General features: G+C 70.2%; 18 protein-coding genes. 6 read left to right on the top strand and 12 right to left on the bottom strand.

The annotated features are described in order from the left end of the window. Position 1: 1 nt before the first annotated feature. A complete protein-coding gene (locus tag ABGB14_RS30230; protein WP_347647221.1) occupies positions 2–325 on the top strand; it encodes a transcriptional regulator in 324 nt (107 codons plus the stop codon). 24 nt (positions 326–349) lie between these two features. Beyond that, positions 350–1,294 (top strand): serine hydrolase, encoded by a 945-nt coding sequence (locus ABGB14_RS30225; RefSeq protein WP_347647220.1) that lies wholly within the window; start codon positions 350–352, stop codon positions 1,292–1,294. Between the two features lie 40 nt (positions 1,295–1,334). On the opposite strand, the gene ABGB14_RS30220 is transcribed toward ABGB14_RS30225, so the two are convergent. From ABGB14_RS30220 to ABGB14_RS30210, 3 genes are all read right to left on the bottom strand, one after another. Beyond that, positions 1,335–2,408, bottom strand: a complete 1,074-nt coding sequence (locus ABGB14_RS30220; protein WP_347647219.1) for a spore photoproduct lyase family protein — start codon at positions 2,406–2,408, stop codon at positions 1,335–1,337. Positions 2,409–2,426: 18 nt separating this feature from the next. Beyond that, positions 2,427–2,696: a hypothetical protein gene (locus ABGB14_RS30215; RefSeq protein WP_347647218.1), complete on the bottom strand. Its 270-nt coding sequence runs from the start codon at positions 2,694–2,696 to the stop codon at positions 2,427–2,429. Between the two features lie 121 nt (positions 2,697–2,817). Continuing rightward, a complete protein-coding gene (locus tag ABGB14_RS30210; protein WP_347647217.1) occupies positions 2,818–3,516 on the bottom strand; it encodes a TetR/AcrR family transcriptional regulator in 699 nt (232 codons plus the stop codon). Positions 3,517–3,614: 98 nt separating this feature from the next. Here ABGB14_RS30210 and ABGB14_RS30205 point away from each other — a divergent pair, with 98 nt between their 5' ends. After that, entirely contained in the window at positions 3,615–4,835 is a 1,221-nt protein-coding gene (locus tag ABGB14_RS30205) for a saccharopine dehydrogenase C-terminal domain-containing protein (protein ID WP_347647216.1), read from the top strand. A 76-nt stretch (positions 4,836–4,911) separates the two neighbouring features. Continuing rightward, positions 4,912–6,561: a dihydroxy-acid dehydratase gene (ilvD, locus tag ABGB14_RS30200; RefSeq protein WP_347647215.1), complete on the top strand. Its 1,650-nt coding sequence runs from the start codon at positions 4,912–4,914 to the stop codon at positions 6,559–6,561. Positions 6,562–6,791: 230 nt separating this feature from the next. On the opposite strand, the gene ABGB14_RS30195 is transcribed toward ilvD, so the two are convergent. The 7 genes from ABGB14_RS30195 to ABGB14_RS30165 form a co-directional block, all read right to left on the bottom strand. Next, entirely contained in the window at positions 6,792–7,229 is a 438-nt protein-coding gene (locus tag ABGB14_RS30195; RefSeq protein WP_347647214.1) for a hypothetical protein, read from the bottom strand. Positions 7,230–7,446: 217 nt separating this feature from the next. Further along, positions 7,447–7,833, bottom strand: a complete 387-nt coding sequence (locus ABGB14_RS30190) for an STAS domain-containing protein (RefSeq protein ID WP_132603662.1) — start codon at positions 7,831–7,833, stop codon at positions 7,447–7,449. 41 nt (positions 7,834–7,874) lie between these two features. Next, the gene (locus ABGB14_RS30185) at positions 7,875–8,852 is read right to left on the bottom strand and encodes a phosphotriesterase-related protein (RefSeq protein ID WP_347647213.1); all 978 of its coding nucleotides are present in this window, start codon (positions 8,850–8,852) and stop codon (positions 7,875–7,877) included. 38 nt (positions 8,853–8,890) lie between these two features. Beyond that, the gene (metG, locus tag ABGB14_RS30180; RefSeq protein ID WP_347647212.1) at positions 8,891–10,369 is read right to left on the bottom strand and encodes a methionine--tRNA ligase; all 1,479 of its coding nucleotides are present in this window, start codon (positions 10,367–10,369) and stop codon (positions 8,891–8,893) included. Between the two features lie 136 nt (positions 10,370–10,505). Beyond that, a complete protein-coding gene (locus ABGB14_RS30175) occupies positions 10,506–11,009 on the bottom strand; it encodes a TrmH family RNA methyltransferase (RefSeq protein WP_132505553.1) in 504 nt (167 codons plus the stop codon). Positions 11,010–11,119: 110 nt separating this feature from the next. After that, positions 11,120–11,578, bottom strand: a complete 459-nt coding sequence (locus ABGB14_RS30170) for a universal stress protein (RefSeq protein WP_347647211.1) — start codon at positions 11,576–11,578, stop codon at positions 11,120–11,122. A gap of 66 nt (positions 11,579–11,644) precedes the next feature. Further along, positions 11,645–12,268 (bottom strand): DUF998 domain-containing protein, encoded by a 624-nt coding sequence (locus ABGB14_RS30165; RefSeq protein WP_347647210.1) that lies wholly within the window; start codon positions 12,266–12,268, stop codon positions 11,645–11,647. Positions 12,269–12,501: 233 nt separating this feature from the next. Between ABGB14_RS30165 and ABGB14_RS30160 the strand changes: the two genes are divergently transcribed. Then, positions 12,502–13,476, top strand: a complete 975-nt coding sequence (locus ABGB14_RS30160; RefSeq protein ID WP_347647209.1) for an aldo/keto reductase — start codon at positions 12,502–12,504, stop codon at positions 13,474–13,476. Between the two features lie 9 nt (positions 13,477–13,485). On the opposite strand, the gene ABGB14_RS30155 is transcribed toward ABGB14_RS30160, so the two are convergent. Continuing rightward, on the bottom strand, positions 13,486–14,418 hold the full coding sequence (locus ABGB14_RS30155; RefSeq protein WP_347647208.1) for an anti-sigma factor RsbA family regulatory protein: 933 nt from the start codon (positions 14,416–14,418) through the stop codon (positions 13,486–13,488). A gap of 180 nt (positions 14,419–14,598) precedes the next feature. Here ABGB14_RS30155 and ABGB14_RS30150 point away from each other — a divergent pair, with 180 nt between their 5' ends. Continuing rightward, the gene (locus ABGB14_RS30150; protein WP_347647207.1) at positions 14,599–15,153 is read left to right on the top strand and encodes a DUF1707 domain-containing protein; all 555 of its coding nucleotides are present in this window, start codon (positions 14,599–14,601) and stop codon (positions 15,151–15,153) included. Here ABGB14_RS30150 and ABGB14_RS30145 read toward each other — a convergent pair. Then, entirely contained in the window at positions 15,123–16,217 is a 1,095-nt protein-coding gene (locus ABGB14_RS30145; protein ID WP_347647206.1) for an aromatic ring-hydroxylating dioxygenase subunit alpha, read from the bottom strand. The two genes, ABGB14_RS30150 and ABGB14_RS30145, sit on opposite strands and share 31 nt — an antisense overlap. Positions 16,218–16,263 lie beyond the last annotated feature (46 nt).

Below are 16,263 nucleotides of genomic sequence, written 5' to 3'. Positions count from 1 at the left end.
GGTGAGCCATCCTCGGCACGCGCTCGACGAGATCATCCACGCACCGGTACGGCTGTCCATCACGGCCATGCTCGCGGCGGCGGAGACGGTCGAGTTCAGCTACCTGAGGGACACGATCGAGGTCAGCGACTCGCTGCTGTCCAAGCACATCCAGACGCTGGAGAAGGCGGGTTATGTGCGGGTGACGAAAGGCTTCGTCGGCAAGCGTCCTCGAACCTGGCTGTCGCTGACCGACGCCGGGCGTGACGCCTTCCAGAGCTACATGGCCACACTCCGGCAGATCACGGAGGGCACCTCTCGCGCACGAGCACAAGAAACCGACTGATCATCTCGAAAGGCGGCTTGATAGATGAAAGCTCTCTTCGCCATGCTCCTGCCCTCGCTGCTGGTCTCCCCGACGAGCGCTGCCCCGGCCGACCTGAAGGACGCTGAGGCCGTACTCTCCTACATCCGCGCTCACCCCGACGACGTCGCGCTGGTGACGCAGGGCATCAGCCACAATGCCGATCGCCTCACCCCCGTGGCGTCGACCATCAAGATCATCCACCTCGCTGCCTACACCGCCGCCGTCCACAAGGGAAAGATCGAGCCGGACGAACGTGTCCCCGTGACCCGGTGGAACTCCTACCACCTGCCCGGCACCGATGGCGGTGCGCACGAAGCGGCGCTCCAACGGCTCAAGCCCGGTACGAGCGTCACGCTCGACCAGATCGTCTCCGCCATGATCGAGGAGAGTGACAACGCCGCCGCCGACCTGTTGCGCGACCGCCTCGGCCCCGGCGCGCTGCGCAAGATCGCGCGAACGCGCGTCGGCACCATCAACGGCGAGATGCTCCGCGCCTTCGGCGGCTGCACGTTCACCGCCGACGTCTGCCTGAAGAACTACGTCAAGGCGGGAAAGCCGGTGCGGCTCACGCTTCCCGGCTTCGCCCAGCAGGCCTCCTTGGGCGAAACCGTGACCCGCGTCGAACCCGGCGTTCTGCGCAGAGTGCTGGCCGGGCTCAGGACGGACAAGACGGCGAGCAGGCACTTGGAATGGCCGATGCGCCAGCCCGGCGCCGATCCCCGCACGCTCCTCATCGGCACCAAGGGCGGCTCGATGCCCGGCGTGATCAGCGAGGCCATGTACATCGTCCGCCCGGATCAGAAGCCGCGCGAGACCGTCCTCGCACTGCGGCGGCTACCGGAGACGACCTGGTTCTCCGGGATGCGCAGCTACGCTCACCAGCAGTTCCTGATTCGAATGGCGACGGATTCCGGCTTCTTCGTGAAAGTCCGCACAGCATTGACGTGAACTCCATCGCTCTTCGGCGCGCCCCGTTGCGCACCGGAGCTCAGAAGGCGTACCGGATGCGGCAGTAAGGCAGCTTGGCGGTGATCAGGTCGGTGAGGGCGGCCACGTAGCGTCCCTTGAGGCCGGTACGGTAGCGGACGTTCCAGCCGCCCGTCTGCGACCGTTTGGCCTGCTGCACGTCCGGCCGCCACAACACCTCCTCCGCCTGGGGATGCCAGCCCAGGTTGACCTCGTGGAGGCGTTCGTTGTGGGTGAGGAACACGATCTCGGCGGCGAGCTGCCGGCGCGCCTCGGGGTTGAGGGCGTCGTCGAGTTGCTCCAGCAGTTCGGCCCAGCTCTCCAGCCAGCCGTCGCGGACCACGACCGGGCTGAGGTTGACGTGCACTTCGTACCCGGCGGCGACGAAGTCGTTGATCGCCGCGATCCTGTCGGTGAGGGGTGAGGTGCGGATGTCGAGGAGCTTCGAGTCGGCGGCGGGCATGAGGCTGAAGCGGATCCTGGTACTCGACCGAGGGTCCCAGTCGAGCAGGTCGCGGTTGACGTACTTGGTGGCGAAGCTGGCCTTGGCGCCGGGGAGGTCGCGGAACGTCTCCACCAGGTCGCGGACGTTCCGGGAGATCGTGGCGTCGACGGAGCAGTCGGAGTTCTCGCCGATGTCGTAGACCCAGTCGTGGGGATCGACCTGGTTGGGCTCGGACTTGACGCCCTGCCGGGCGGCGTGACGCCGGAGGTAGGCGATGATCTTGTCGATGTTGGCGAAGACGGTGATCGGGTTGCTGTATCCCTTGCGGCGCGGCACGTAGCAGTAGGCGCAGGCCATCGCGCAGCCGTTGGCCGTGGAAGGGGCGATGAAGTCGGCGGAGCGGCCGTTGGGGCGGGCCGTCAGCGACTTCTTCACCCCGAGCACCAGCGCCTCGGTCTTGATGCGCACCCATCGGGCGACGTTGCGCTCGTCGCCGTAGAGCTCGGGGATGCGGTGGTGGCCGGCGATCTCGATGAGCTCGGCGCCGGGAAAACGGGCGAGGATCTCCTGGCCCCTGGGCAGCTCGGCGGCCGCGGGCTCGAGGTAGATGCGCCGGATGTCCAGCAGGTGGTCACGTGTGGTGATGCTCATGTCACTCCTGCTGCCAGGCTACCCGGACTGGCCCACCGGGCAGGCATACGCGGTTCTGGAGGCGAGCTGCCAGGTCCGTACGGCGGCCCCGCGCCGGCGGCACCGTTCACGCTTGCAGACCCGGCGCTCGTCCGGGGCGTCCGGGTCGCTGACGACCTGCCCGGCGTCCCTGCCGAGCGGCATGTACGCGGTCGCCGCCTGCCACATCCCGCGCAGCGGGTCGGGGTCGAGCGAGGCACGCGGGCCGAGCGGCTCGCACTGGATGAGGGCGATGAGGTCGTACGCCACCTCGTCCGTGGCCAGCCTGAGCCGCGTGCCGCGTTGCGGGACGCGGCCGACGGGTCGGCGTGGCGCAGGAAGAGGCCGCGCATGCCCAGGTGCACGTGGATGGCTCGGGCATACCTGCGATCTACCCGCTGAGCTGGGACGAAGCGCTGGACAGCAGCATGTCGAGCGCCGTCGGGTAGGCGCTGTCGTTCATGCGGGCGACCAGGAGCGGCGCGGTGGCGGCGATGTTGGGGTGGGTGGTGGCGGGCAGCCGCGCGTACGTGTCGCGCCACACTTCCTCGTCGGCCTCCCGCGCCGCCTTGGGGAGCGCCAGGGTGGCGGCGTCGAGGATGGCGAAGGCCAGGCTCTGGTCGATGAACGCGTGGTAGATCCGGACGGCGTCGTCGTCGGGGAAGCCGGCGCCGCGCAGGATGCCGAGGATCGTCTCGTCGCCCGCCACCTCGTTCGGCCGGCCGGTGACGCGGCTGGCGGTCAGCAGGGCGGCCTGCGGGTGGGCGAGGTAGGCGTGGTGGATACGCAGGCCGAGGTCGCGCAGGTCGGCCTGCCAGTCGCCGGTGGCCGCCCAGCCGGCCATGGCGTGGCCGTACAGCTCGTCCGCGATCGCGAGGACGAGGTCGTCCATGCCGCGGAAGTAGCGGTAGACGGCGCTGGCGTCGGCCCCGAGCGCGAGGCCGAGCCGGCGGGCGCTGAGCCCTGCCGCGCCGTGCTCGCGCAACATCCGCAGGGCGGTCTCGACGATGAGCCGGTGGGTCAGGACCTGCCCTTGCTTGGTGGGGCGCCGCCGCCTGCGCGACGTCTCGCCGACCACCCGTTCGGCCATGGCCCGCCCCTTATGTCAACATCATTGACGTTGATGAGCCTACCGGCATGGGATGGACGACACACCCCTCGAATCCACTTAAAAGGGGATTTATCGTCATGCGCATCCTTCTCGTGGGATCCGGCGGTGTGGGCACCGCCATCACCAGGATCGCGGCGCGCCGCCCGTTCTTCGAGCACATGGTCGTCGCCGACTACGACCTCCCCCGCGCCGAGGCGGCCATCACCGCGCTGGGCGAGCGGGCGGGCAGGTTCACCCCCGCCAGGGTCGACGCCGGCGACACCGCCGCCGTGGCCGCGCTGCTCGCCGTACACCGCTGCGACGTCCTGCTGAACGCCACCGACCCCCGTTTCGTGCTGCCGCTGTTCGAGGCGGCGCTCGCGGCCGGAGCGGACTATCTCGACATGGCGATGTCGCTGTCGCGGCCACACCCCGACCGGCCGTACGAGGAGGTGGGGGGGAAGCTGGGCGACGAGCAGTTCGCCCGCGCGGACGCGTGGTCCGCGTCCGGGCGGCTCGCCCTGGTCGGCATGGGCGTGGAGCCAGGTCTCTCCGACGTCTTCGCCAGGTACGCCGCCGACGAGCTCTTCGACGAGATCGAGGAGATCGGCGTCAGGGACGGCGGCGACCTCACCGTCGAGGGTCACGCGTTCGCGCCGTCGTTCTCCATCTGGACCACCCTCGAGGAATGCCTCAACCCGCCGGTCGTCTACGAGAAGGGCCGCGGCTGGCACACCACTGAGCCGTTCAGCGAGCCGGAGGTCTTCGACTTCCCCGAGGGCATCGGCCCGGTCGAGTGCGTGAACGTCGAGCACGAGGAGGTCGTGCTGGTCCCGCGCTGGGTGGACGCCGGCCGGGTCACCTTCAAGTACGGCCTCGGCCAGGACTTCATCGACAAGCTCAGGACCCTGCACACGCTCGGGCTGGCCGGCACCGAACCGGTCAGGGTCAGGTCCGGACAGGGCACCGCCCTGGTGGCCCCGCGCGACGTGGTCGCCGCCGTGCTGCCCGATCCGGCGGGGCTCGGCGACCGCATGCGCGGCAGGACCTGCGCCGGCACCTGGGTGAAGGGGGCCAAGGACGGGCGGGCGCGCGAGGTGTACCTGTACCACGTGGTGGACAACGCGTGGTCGATGCACGAGTACGGCTCCCAGGCCGTGGTCTGGCAGACCGCCGTCAATCCCGTCGTCGCCCTCGAACTGCTGGCCGGCGGCGTGTGGAAGGGCGCGGGCGTGCTGGGGCCGGAGGCGTTCGAGCCGCGTCCGTTCCTGGACCTGCTGGTGGCGTACGGCTCGCCGTGGGGCCTGCGCGAGCAGTGAGGGGGCCGGAGGAAGCCGCCGGGAGCGGGCACAGGATCATTGAGGTGCGACGACCCGTACACCGGAGGTTGACCCCTTGAGCATCGCCGACGACCCCGACCGCGCACCCGCCCGCTCCCACCTCTATGCCATGGGCCTGTCGGACGAGGACATGCGCCGCCCCGTGGTGGGCATCGCCTCCACCTGGACCGGCACCATGCCGTGCAACCTGAACCACCGCGAGCTGGCCGCGCACGTGGCCGACGGCGTGCGCGCGGCGGGCGGGCTGCCGATGGAGTTCAACACCATCGCCGTCTCCGACAACCTCACCATGCACACGCCAGGCATGCGCGCCTCGCTGATCAGCCGCGAAGTGATCGCCGACTCGATCGAGCTCATGGGCCGGGCCCACTCCTTCGACGCCCTGGTGGCCATCGTCGGCTGCGACAAGACCGTGCCGGCCGCCATCATGGCGCTGGCCCGCCTCGACGTCCCCGCGGTCGTCCTCTACAGCGGCAGCATGCTGCCGGGCCGCTGGCGCGGACGCGACGTCACCATCCAGGACATGTGGGAAGCCCTCGGCGAACGCGCCGTCGGCCGCCTCGACCAGGCCGAACTCGACGACCTGGCCCGCCACGCCTGCCCCGGGGCCGGCACCTGCGCCGCCCAGTACACCGCCAACACCATGGGCAGCGTCGCCGACTTCCTCGGCCTGGCGCCCTTCGGCATCGGCGACATCCCCGCCGTGGCCCCGGAGAAGGACACCGCCGCCCGCCACGCCGGCCAGATCGCCATGGAGGCGCTGGCCCGCGACGCCCGCCCCTCCCGCATCCTGACCGCCGACGCCCTGCACAACGCGATCGTCTCGGTCGCGGCCATGGGCGGCTCCACCAACGCCGTCCTGCACCTGCTCGCCATCGCCCGCGAAGCGGGACTTCCCCTCGCCATCGACACGATCGGCGAGGTCTGCCGCCAGGTCCCGATCATCACCGGGCTCAAGCCGAGCGGCGGCCCTCACACCGCCGCCGACCTGTGGCGGGCGGGCGGCACCTCCCTCGTCGTCCGCCGCCTGCTGGAAGCCGGCCTGCTACGCGAGAACGTCACCCTGGTCGACGGCCGCACGCTCGCCGACGTCGCCACGCAGGCCCGGGAGACACCGGGCCAGACCGTCGTGGCCGGCGCGGACCAGCCGTTCAAGGCCCGGGGCGCCCTGGCCATCCTGCGCGGCTCACTCGCCCCCGACGGATGCGTGCTCAAACTGGGCGGCAAGGACGACTTCCGCCACGAAGGCCCGGCCAAGGTCTTCGACTCCGAGGACGCGTGCATCGCCGCCATCGAGGCGGACCTCATCGTGCCCGGCGACGTGATCGTGGTCCGCTATGAGGGGCCGGCGGGCGGGCCCGGCATGCGCGAGATGCTCTCGATCACCGGCCCGCTGGTCGGCCGGGGCCTCGGCACCTCGGTGGCCCTCGTGACCGACGGCCGTTTCAGCGGGGTCTCGCACGGGCGGGTGATCGGGCACGTGGCCCCCGAGGCGTACCACGGCGGGCCGATCGCGCTGGTGCGCGACGGCGACCCGATCGTCATCGACAGCGCCGCCGCGACCCTCGACCTGCTGGTGCCCGAGGCTGAGCTGGAACGCCGCCGCGCCGCCTGGCAGCGGCCGGAACGCGAGGTCGAACGCGGCGTGCTGACCAAATATGTGGCCACCGTCCGCTCCGCCTCCGACGGCGCGGTCACCGCCTGAGCCCGGCGGCGAGCTCCGCGAGCACCGCGACCTCGGCATGGTCGGCGGGCGGCTATGCTGCCCATTGACGTGTGCCTGCCCCGGAGAAGGAGATTCACGCGATGTACAAGGAGTTCGCTGTCGAGGCCGTGATGTGGCTTGTCCCGGTCGTGGTGCTGATCGGGCTGGCGCTCCTCGTCACCGCGTAGGCCCGAGGGCCGGCCGCGACGCTGCCGGCCCTCGTCCGTCGTCTAGCGGTAATACCTGTAGTAGGTCGTGGTGAAGACGTGCCGGTTGTAGTCGCTCCTGCCGGCGAGATACCGGTTGTAGGCGCGGGAGAGGCTCCTGGAGCGCACGGTGCACGAGGCCCAGCGGGTCTTGCGGGCCCTGATGGTTCCGACGTTGTCGTAGCACGTGCCCACGTGCCTGCCGTTGACCTTGAGCCGGGCCTTGAGCCTGACGTTGAAGACGGTCGTACGCGAGATGTTCCTGATTCTGACCTTGACCCGGCAGGTGTGCCCGCACCGGCCGAAGGAGATCTTGCCGCGAATGAGATGAGGCTTGGCGGTGACCGCGACCGCGCCGGCCGAGGACGCGCCGGCCGAGGACGACGTCGCGCCGGCCGGCGCGGCCATGAGCGAGGTAGCCGCAGCGGCGACTAAGAACGTTCCAACCAGACTTCTGATCATGATTCCCCCAGTGATGCCGTCGCCATCCCCCTGTGGCAGCGACCGGTATCCAGTCGATTACAACAAGAATCCGGAAATACCAACATTTCACCAAGGCGATCTGATATGAAACAGTTACATTTTTATGCTGGGCTTATACCCGAATGCCGGAGATGCCCAGCCTGCTGAGCAGGGACAACACGGCAGACGGCCCTCCGGCTGGGCCCCTTGCCGGCACTCAGTCGGTGAACGGCGGCGGATCGCCCGCTTCGTTGAGCTCGGCGATGGCCAGCTCGGCCGTGCTGCGGATGTCGAAGAACTTGTCGAGCGCGGTGATCGCGAACAGGTGCTTGCAGCGGCCGTTGAGCCCCGACAACAGCAGCCGGCCCCCTGAGGCGGTGACGGCCTTGTGCAGGTAGACCAGCACGGACAGGCCCGAGGAGTCGCAGACGCTGACCGCCTGCATGTCGATGACGAGCAGCGGAGGCTGGGTCAGGTCGAGAGCCTTGGTGACGCGGTCGCGAACCTCCGCGGCGGAGCCGAAGTCGAAATCCCCCGTCAACCGCGCGATGACACAGGGTCCCTGGAGTCCGAGGCTTATCGACAAGGCCTGCTCCGAAGTCACCCAGCTCCACCTACCTGCGTTGCTTGCCCGATCCAACCACTCTACGAGAAGTAGCGCTTCGGGTTGAACACCAGCATCTGCTCAATCTGGCCATCGGTCACACCCGAGTCGAGCAGTGCGGCCAACACGTCGTCGTGAATGTGATCGTAGCGCCAGTTGGGCGCGAGCGTGGCGCGGGCGTCATCCCAGGCACCGCCGAAGTAGTCCATGAAACAGGCGGTGTCATGACTGAGGACCATACGGTCGGCGTATCCGCGCTGACAGAGCTCCGCGATCGTGGCCACCCGCTGCGCGGTCGAGTTGTAGACGTCCAACCCGAAGCGGTCCATTCCGAGGGTCGCGCCGGTGTCGGCCATGCGCATGAGGTAGTCGAGGTCGTTGCTGTCTCCCGCGTGCCCGACGATCACCTTCTCCAGGTCGGTTCCCTCCTCGGCGAACAGGTCGAGCGCGAGAAGTCCGCTCCGGGTGAACGCGTTGGTGTGGACGGTGATCGGCGCGCCGGTGCGCGCGTGCGCCCGCGCGACCGCCCGGCAGATGCGCTCGACGCCGGGCGTCAGGCCCTTGGCCTCGACGACGCACTTCAGGAACGCCGCCCTGACCCCGGTGTCGGCGATGCCGTCGGTGAGGTCGCGGACGAAGTCGTCGACCATCGGGTCGGGCCCGTCGAGGAACAGGCCCGGGCCCCGGTGCTCGTACTGGTGCGGCAGCTCCTCGAAGGAGTAGAGGCCGGTGGCGACGATGATGTTCAGGCCCGGCACCTGCTCGGCGACCCGCTGGACGCGCGGGATGTAGCGGCCCAGCCCCCACACCGTCGGGTCGACCAGCGTCCGCACGCCCTTCGCCGCCACCGCGTTGAGCTTCCCGACCGCGTCCGCCACCCGGAACTCCTCGTCCCACCACGCGCCCCTGCCGTAGTTGTCCAGGTGTTCGGCGGCCACGACGAAGATGTGCTCGTGCATGAGGGTCTGCCCGAGATCGTCAACGTCCACGGGACCGCGCAGGGTGTCGACGGTGGGCATGCGGCGCCTCCATACCGGCGGGTCTGGTGCGCGCCAACCTAGGCTGGCGACCGCCCGCCGTCAACACCGGCTCGCGGGGCGTCACGTGGCCCGGCGGTCGGCACGGCCAGCCGCCGGAACAACGGCTCCGGCCGGGGCAGCCGCCCGTCACCCGCGGAAGTCACGGCCGCGGCCACGCGCGCCGCCGCCGTGGGCAGGAACGGCTCCAGCTGTACGGCCAGCGTCCGGCACGCGTGCACCAGCGTGGCCAGGGCCACCTCCTGGCCTGCCCGCGACCGCGCCCAGGGCCGGGTCCGCTCGACGTACCGGTTGGCCTGCTCGACCAGCGCCTGCACGGCGCTCGCCGCCCGACGGAAGTCGAAGGCCTCCAGAGCCTCGTGCACCGCGTCAGCCACGTCGAACGGCACTTCTTCCCGTGCCTCCACTGGGACCCGGCCGTCCAGGAACCGGTGCACCATGGTGACGACCCGGTTGACCAGGTTGCCCAGCCCGTTGGCGAGGTCCTCGTCGGCGCGGGCGGCCAGCCGTCCTTCGGTGAAGTCGGCGTCGCCCACGCGCGGCACCTCGCGCAGCAGCCACCACCGCACGGCGTCGACCCCGTACGCGTCCACCAGCGCCACCGGGTCGGCGGCGCCACCGGACGACTTGCTGATCTTGCGGCCGTCCGCCGTGAGGTAGTCGTGCACGAAGATCTCCGTGGGCAGCGGCCTTCCCGCGGACAACAACATGGCGGGCCAGTAGACGGCGTGGAAGCGGATCACGCCCTTGCCCATGAGGTGCACCTTGCGCGGCTCGGCCACCCACCAGCGGTCGTAGTCGCCGCCTTCGAGCGCGGTGACGTAGTTGGCGAGGGCGTCCCACCACACGTAGACGACCTGGCCGGGATCGCCGGGAACCGGGATGCCCCACCCCCGGGCGCGGGCGGCGGACCGCGAGACGCTGATGTCGTCCAGCCCCGCCTCGATGAACGCCAGCACCTCGTTGCGCCGGGCCGCCGGCTCGATCCTGAGCCGCCCGCCGCGGACGAGGTCGAGCAGGATGTCCTGATAGCGGGAGAGCCGGAAGAACCAGTTCTGCTCGGAGACGACCTGCAGCGGGGCCTCGTGGCCATCGGGACAGGGCCCTTCCGGGTAGAACTGCTCGCAGCCCACGCAGTAGAGCCCCTCGTAGTGCCGCTGGTAGAGGTCGTGCCGGGTGGCCTCCCAGATCCGCTCGACGCCGGCACGGTGCCCCGGATGGCTGCTCGTCCTGATGAACGCGTCGAAGGACAGGTCCAGCGGCCCCCGCAGCGCCTCGAACGCGGCGGCGTTCCTGTCCACCAGCTCCCGCACCGGCACGCCCTCCGCCTCGGCGGCCAGCACGTTCTTCAAGGAGTTGTCGTCGGTGCCGGTCTGGAACCGCACGGGCTCGCCCCGCCGCCGGTGGTGCCGGGCCAGCACGTCGGCCTGGACCAGCTCCAGGGCGTGCCCGAGATGCGGGCGGGCGTTGACGTAGGGGATGGTCGTCGTGAGGTACATCGGATGCCTCCAAGGGGCCCCGGACACGACGAGAGGCCCCGCTCGCAGGGCCTCAACAAGACGTCGCCGATGAGCAGCCCCTAGGGGCTCATCATCACCAGGCACGTCGTCATGATCCCCATGCTACAGGGCGAGCTCAGGAGAATCCGGCCAGTTTGTACAGCACGAGCGACCCGGCCACCGCCACGTTGAGGCTCGCGCCCGTGCCGATCATGGGGATCTCGACCACGGCGTCGAGCAGGTCGAGCGCCTCGCCGGGAATGCCGGTGGACTCGTGGCCCAGCACGACCACGGTGGGCTCCCTGGCCATCGGCAGGTCGGCCAGCCGGATGGCCTCCTCGGCCAGCTCGACGCCGAGCACCCGCTCCTCCCTGCGGGCCAGCCAGTCCAGCGGGCGCACCCAGTGCACGCAGGCTCCCTTGCGCAGGGTGTTGCCCTTGGCCAGCGCCTCGGGCACCCACGGCAGGCGCGGCACGGCCAGGCACGCGCCGACCGCGTCACACGTGCGCAGGAGGGTGCCGAGGTTGGCGTTGTGCATCGGCCAGAGCGGCGCGACGGTGAGGTGACCCAGGCAGCGGGGCGGTCGCCGCCGTCGCTGGGACCGGAGATCTTTCCTGGTGCGCACCCGGATCCCGCTCATGCGCGCGGGAGGGTGGTCCTCTCAGTGGTGTGCATGTGCGGGGCGCTTTCAGCGGCACGCCCGGGCCATCGACGTCACGGTGCCCTCATCGTACGCGAACACGTGAACGCTCAGTCCTTCCGCTCCGGGGCGGGCACCACCAGCACCGGCCTGCCCGCGTGGTGCAGCACCCGGTCCGACGTGCTGCCGAGCAGCAGCGAGCGCACCCCGCCGAGCCCGCGCGTGCCGGTCACGATGAGCTTGGCGTCGATCTCGCCGGCGACGTCCACGATCGTCGACCAGACGGCCACGCTGTCCACGTCGCACCGGGGGACGGCGTTCAGCCCGCCCTCCTTCGCCAGGTCCGCGCCGCGCCCCGCCAGCTCGCGCATCGCCTTGGCGATCGCCTCGTCCTCGAGGGCGGACTGGTCCATGGCCATCATCAGCCCGGCGGAGGCCCTGGCCGAGGTCATCGCCAGCCGCTCCCACACCGTCAGCACGACCGCGTCCGCGCCGCGGAACATCTCGGCCGCGAACGCGATCGCGGCCTTGGCGTCGTCGGAACCGTCGTACGCGATCAGAATCGTCATTACAGCCACTCCTCAGGTGAATGCGGAACTCTCCCCTTTCCCGGGAGGCTGCTTTCACTCCTGGGGCTAGGCCATGATCGGCGAGACGCCGGAGCGCCGGGCCGAGGGCTTGAGCATCGACAGGCCGGCCAGCGCCAGCACGCCCAGCTCCGTGATGACCACGACCCGCTGGGTCAGGCCGGCCGGGATGTCCTCGTTGGTCAGCGGGACGCCGAGCATGCGGACCACGTACGGGATCACGACCAGCAGCAGCGCCCCCAGCGCCACCCCGCTGAGGACCCGCACCGCTCTGGCGAACCGCACGTTCGCCCGGGCCAGCAACAATCCTGCCGCGGGCATCACCAGGAAGGCGGCGAAGGCGGCATAACGGTGGATGCCTCCCGACAGGGAGAGCGGTACTCCAGGCCGGTCCGTGGGGAAGGCGCCGACCAGGAACATGCTCGTCCCCCATACCAGGAGCAGCGCGACGACCCAGAGGTTCGTCCCGGACCGGCGCAGTGCCTCGGCGATCAGCGCGGAGCCTGCCGCGAACAACGTCAGCGAGGCGGGCAGCAGCCATCCGGCGGACTGCCACGCGTACTCGCTGATCACGCTGTGCAGCGGGTCCAGGTCGGATCCCGCGTGCAGGGCGAGCATGGCGCCGCTCCCGGTGCCGATGGCTGCGAATCCCGTGGCAAGCAATCCCTTCATGCCTCCAAGCTCGTGGAACGCGAGCTTTGCGACCATCGGAGATGGGCCCGAACCGGCCCTGAAGGATCCCCTAATACCTTGGTCGCGGCAGACCCTGGCCGACACCGGTGACCTGCCTGGACATGACCCTGGGTAGGGCTTGCCCCCTCAGGGTGGGTGGAGCCGGCCGCAGCCCGATTTGACCTGGAGTGCGCTCCAGAGGTGACCCTGGAGGGAGGACCAAGGAGGCAGTGATGAAGAGGCGCACGCTCGGAAACGGCGGACCCGAGGTCTCCGCGCTCGGGCTCGGCTGCATGGGGATGTCCGAATTCTACGGCCGGGGCGACGAGGGCGAGTCGATCGCCGTCATCAACCGCGCACTCGACCTCGGCATGAACTTTCTGGACACCGCCGATATGTACGGCAAAGGGGCCAACGAGGAGCTCGTCGGCCGCGCCATCAAGGGCCGCCGCGGCGAGGTGGTGCTGGCCACCAAGTTCGGCGTCAAGCGTGAAGGGGACAGCCGCTCGGTCGAGAACAGCCCCGGGTACATCAGGGCCGCCTGCGACGCCTCGCTCAAGCGGCTCGGCGTCGACCACATCGACCTCTACTACATGCACCGCCGCAACCCGGCCGTCCCGGTCGAGGAGTCGGTGGGCGCCATGGCGGAGCTGGTCGACCAGGGCAAGGTGCGCCATCTCGGGCTGTCGGAAGTGAGCGCGCGCACGCTGCGCGAGGCCTGCGCCGTGCATACGATCGCCGCGCTGCAGAGCGAATACTCCCTGTTCACCAGGGGCATCGAGGAGGAGATCCGGCCGGCGGCCCGCGAGCTCGGCGTCGCGCTGGTGGCCTACTCGCCGATCAGCCGCGGCTTCCTGACCGGCACGCTGCCGCCGGCCGACGAGCTGCCCGACGACGACTTCCGCAAGCACATGCCGCGCAACGTGGGCGACAACGCCCGGCACAACCAGGCGCTGGTGGCCGAGGTGAAGAAGATCGCCGACGCGGCCGGCGTCACCGCGGCGCAGCTCGCGCTGGCCTGGGTGCTCGCCCAGGGGGAGGACGTCGTGCCGATCCCGGGCACGAAGCGGCTGCGCTATCTGGAGGAGAACGCCGCCGCCGCGGACATCAGGCTGACGCCCGAGCAGCTCGGCGCGCTGGCCGCGGCCGTGCCCGCCGGCGCGGTGCGCGGCACGCGCTATCCCAGCATGGCGGAGGTCGAGCTCTGACGCCGCCGCTCAGCGGTGGCGGGGGGCGTCGAAATAGGCCCGGGTGGTGGTGCCCTCCGGCGTCGAGTGCACGCGTACGAGGTCGCTGAGCAGGTTGACGATGAGCAGCCCGCGCGAGCCCGCCTGGCGCGGGTCGACCGGGCTGCGCCCGGCCAGCGGGTCGGTGATGTGGCCGGCGTCGCTGACCTCGCACACCAGCCGCCCGTCCGCGAACCACACCTTGATCGTGCCGTCGCCGCCGCCGTGGTCGAGGCTGTTGGCGCCCAGCTCGGCCACGACCAGCCGCACGTCGTCGAGCCGGTCGCCGTCGAAGCCCAGCGTGGCGGCCTCGCGCGCGGCCAGCGCCCGCGCCGCCGACAGGTTGCCGCTGTCGAACCGCAGCGTGGGGCACTTCGGCGGGGGCTCGTCCAGCGGCCGGTTGTGCGCGTCGATCACCAGCTCGGGCGCGTAGGCGGGGCTGCGCCGCTCGCCGGAGGCGTCGCGCAGCACGGGATGGGTGCGCGCCGCCTCCTCGATCACCGCCGGGGCCAGGGCTGCGACGTCGTAGGGGCACAGGATCGTGACGTGCCGGCCCGCGAACGACAGGTTGATCAGCGCCTCGTGCTGGGCGCACGCGGGATATTCGGTCGTGGTGCGGCCCGGCCAGACGGGCTCGCCGATGATGCGCACGTGGTCGCCGGCGTGCCGGTCGGCGAAGTCGCGCAGCACGGCGGGGATGATGCGGCCGGGGTTGCGCCCCTCCTCGCCCATGTCGATCAGGCTGACCGCCCTGGCCTCCGGCCCCAGCGCGGCCTCGATGAGCGAGAGATTGCGGGCGGGGACGGCTACGGCGACGGGATCGCCGGCCGCCAGGCCCTCGCGGACGAAGGCGGTCGTGGCAGCAACGTATTCCGGCTCGCCTCGGTAGAGGAGAGCCGGATGCGAGAACGGTTCTGCCAACATCAGCCTTCACGCTACCCAAGGATCGCGACTTCACGGCGATCCGCCGGGTACCCAATAGATGTGAAGAGAATACAGGTCAGCCACCGCCCCCGGCCTGTGCGCCCGACGCCGCCCCTCGATTTGCGCACCCCTTCCGGCCGACGTCTCCCGTTCTGAGCGTTGCGAACCTATGCTCATGACATGTCGGAAATGCAGATGCGGGTCTCCGACGAAGATCGGGAACGCACCGCCCAGCAGCTTCAACGGGCGTTCACCGAGGGTCGTCTCACCCAGATGGAGCTCGAAGACCGGCTCGAGGTCGCCCTGAGTGCGAAGACCTACGGCGACCTGCTGAGTCTGATCAACGATCTCCCCGTCGACCAGCCCCAGGTCAACGACGTGGTCGAGCTGGAGGCGAAGCACGGCCATCTCAAGCGCTCGGGCGACTGGGCCGTCCCCCGGCGGCTGCGGGTGTCCTCCAAGTACGGCAGCGCCGAGCTCGACCTCTCCCAGGCCGTCATCACGCACTCGGTCGTCGACGTCGAGCTCGACCTCACGTACGGCTCCGCCAAGATCATCCTGCCCGAGGGCGCGGTGGTGAACGTGGACGCCTTCCAGAGCGACTGGGGCAACACCTCGACGAGCCACGTCCCGAGCCGGCCTCGCCCCGGCGCCCTCCAGGTGGTGATCAGCGGCAGGGCGAAGTACGGAGGGCTCACCGTGCGCTATCCCCGCAAGCGCTGGTTCACCCACTGATGGAAGAGGGCGATGTGGTGCTCGCTCGGCACGAGCACCCCGCCCTCCACGTACGCCCTTGACGACATGCCGGGCTGGGTCCGCTCGCAGGCGTCGAAGTCCTGCTCGTTGACCCGGTGGAACAACTCGACGGACGTCGACAGGTCCGCCCCCGAGGCGATCACGTCGGGATGGTAGAGCCAGTCGCACTCGACGACCGTCCTGTCGGCGGCCATCGGGTACATGCGGTGCATGATCACGTGGTCGGGCACGAGGTTGACGAACACCTGCGGCCTGACGGTGATCGCGTAGTAGCGCCGGTCCTGTTCGTGTGACAACTCGGGCAGCCGGCCGAAGCCGGGGCCGCCGTCCACGGTGAAGCCCTCGGCCCTGGCGGCGAACTCGGCGCCGTGGCCCACGTAGTACTGGGCCGCGTAGCCGCCGGCGAACTCCGGCAGCACGGCCGTCAACTCGGGATGGATGGTGGCGCAGTGGTAGCACTCCATGAAGTTCTCGACGATGAGCTTCCAGTTGGCCTTGACGTCGTAGCGGATCCTGCGGCCGAGCGCGAGATCCTCGACGTGGTAGCGGTCGATGGCGGCCGGGTCGCCGAGCCGTTCGGTGGCGGCGTTGAGCACCGTCTCCTCGAACGAGGGCGGCTCGGCGGCCAGGCACACCCACGCGTACCCCAGCCATTCCCGCAGGTGCACGGGCACCAGCCCGTACGCCACGCGGTCGATGTCGGGCATCTTCACCAGGTTGGGCGCGGCGGCGAGCCGGCCGTCGAGGTCGTAGGACCAGGCATGGTAGGCGCACCTGATCGTCCGGCGCACCTCGCCCTGCTCCTCCACGCACAGCCGGGCGCCGCGGTGCCTGCAGACGTTGAGGAAGGCGCGCAGCCGGTCGTCCCGGCCGCGGACCACGATCACGTTCTCCCTGCCGACCTGGACCGTCCTGAACGCGCCCGGCTTGGGCAGATCCCCTGCCCTGACGGCGCAGAACCAGAGGTTCTCGAAGATCCTTGCCTGCTCGTGCGCGAACACCTCAGGGTCCGTGTAGGAGCTCCCCTGAAGGGTCGCGATCAAGCTTGACGTCGTCGTCAACCGTCACCTCTTGTTGCGTATTACGCAC

Origin of the sequence: Nonomuraea sp. B10E15 (genome assembly GCF_039871615.1) — a bacterium.
GTDB lineage: Bacteria > Actinomycetota > Actinomycetes > Streptosporangiales > Streptosporangiaceae > Nonomuraea.
The sequence above is the reverse complement of the archived record's forward strand: the minus strand, read 5'-3'. Positions and strand labels throughout refer to the sequence as shown.

What these genes read in the sequence shown, in the direction of transcription:
- ABGB14_RS30225 (WP_347647220.1), top strand. Translation starts at nt 350, where the DNA reads ATGAAAGCTCTCTTCGCCATGCTCCTGCCCTCGCTGCTGGTCTCCCCG.
- ABGB14_RS30220 (WP_347647219.1), bottom strand. Translation starts at nt 2,408, where the DNA reads ATGAGCATCACCACACGTGACCACCTGCTGGACATCCGGCGCATCTAC.
- ABGB14_RS30210 (WP_347647217.1), bottom strand. Translation starts at nt 3,516, where the DNA reads ATGGCCGAACGGGTGGTCGGCGAGACGTCGCGCAGGCGGCGGCGCCCC.
- ABGB14_RS30205 (WP_347647216.1), top strand. Translation starts at nt 3,615, where the DNA reads ATGCGCATCCTTCTCGTGGGATCCGGCGGTGTGGGCACCGCCATCACC.
- ABGB14_RS30195 (WP_347647214.1), bottom strand. Translation starts at nt 7,229, where the DNA reads ATGATCAGAAGTCTGGTTGGAACGTTCTTAGTCGCCGCTGCGGCTACC.
- ABGB14_RS30185 (WP_347647213.1), bottom strand. Translation starts at nt 8,852, where the DNA reads ATGCCCACCGTCGACACCCTGCGCGGTCCCGTGGACGTTGACGATCTC.
- metG (WP_347647212.1), bottom strand. Translation starts at nt 10,369, where the DNA reads ATGTACCTCACGACGACCATCCCCTACGTCAACGCCCGCCCGCATCTC.
- ABGB14_RS30175 (WP_132505553.1), bottom strand. Translation starts at nt 11,009, where the DNA reads ATGAGCGGGATCCGGGTGCGCACCAGGAAAGATCTCCGGTCCCAGCGA.
- ABGB14_RS30170 (WP_347647211.1), bottom strand. Translation starts at nt 11,578, where the DNA reads ATGACGATTCTGATCGCGTACGACGGTTCCGACGACGCCAAGGCCGCG.
- ABGB14_RS30165 (WP_347647210.1), bottom strand. Translation starts at nt 12,268, where the DNA reads ATGAAGGGATTGCTTGCCACGGGATTCGCAGCCATCGGCACCGGGAGC.
- ABGB14_RS30160 (WP_347647209.1), top strand. Translation starts at nt 12,502, where the DNA reads ATGAAGAGGCGCACGCTCGGAAACGGCGGACCCGAGGTCTCCGCGCTC.
- ABGB14_RS30155 (WP_347647208.1), bottom strand. Translation starts at nt 14,418, where the DNA reads ATGTTGGCAGAACCGTTCTCGCATCCGGCTCTCCTCTACCGAGGCGAG.
- ABGB14_RS30150 (WP_347647207.1), top strand. Translation starts at nt 14,599, where the DNA reads ATGTCGGAAATGCAGATGCGGGTCTCCGACGAAGATCGGGAACGCACC.